This window comes from Campylobacter sp. MG1 (assembly GCF_026616895.1).
Lineage (GTDB): Bacteria > Campylobacterota > Campylobacteria > Campylobacterales > Campylobacteraceae > Campylobacter_E.
Genome location: NZ_JANYME010000048.1, coordinates 1 through 433 on the forward strand (window position 1 = coordinate 1; position 433 = coordinate 433).

Consider the following 433-nt stretch of genomic DNA (forward strand, 5'->3'; position numbering starts at 1 on the left):
GCTCTAATGCAAAAGATGAAGATAGAAACACCTTAAACAATGGCTTTAAGCTAATTAAATTACTACTAAGTAAGCTTTTTGGAGAAAACACACAAATTAAAATTCAAAAAATAGAAAACTTACAAACACAAAATTTACAAGATGTCTTTAAAACACCACCTAAAATAGAAAACAAAGCTATGCCAAATTTAAATGAACATTTTGAAAATTTTAAAAAAGATGCTAAAAAATATGATCCAAAAAATGAGACCAAAGAAGCTCTTGATAAACTCTTTGGTTCTCCACAAATTCAAAATTAAAAACTACCATTGATGGAAATATAAAGCCTTCTTCCTTCTTCTATACGATTATAAGTATTTACCCAAGTATCTTTGCTATTGCTTTTATAAGATTCCCATGCATTGGTAAAACTTTTATCAAAAAGATTATAAAT

1 protein-coding gene and 1 pseudogene are annotated in these 433 nt (G+C 26.6%); one reads left to right on the forward strand and one right to left on the reverse strand.

Annotated elements, in window-relative coordinates; all coding sequences use genetic code 11:
* Positions 1–299, forward strand: a pseudogene (locus NY022_RS09630) (DNA polymerase III subunit gamma/tau); the annotation flags it as partial.
* Here NY022_RS09630 and NY022_RS09635 read toward each other — a convergent pair.
* Positions 296–433, reverse strand: a 138-nt coding sequence (locus NY022_RS09635) for a hypothetical protein (protein WP_267525667.1), incomplete at its 5' end; no start/stop codon positions are given. The pseudogene NY022_RS09630 and the gene NY022_RS09635 sit on opposite strands and share 4 nt — an antisense overlap.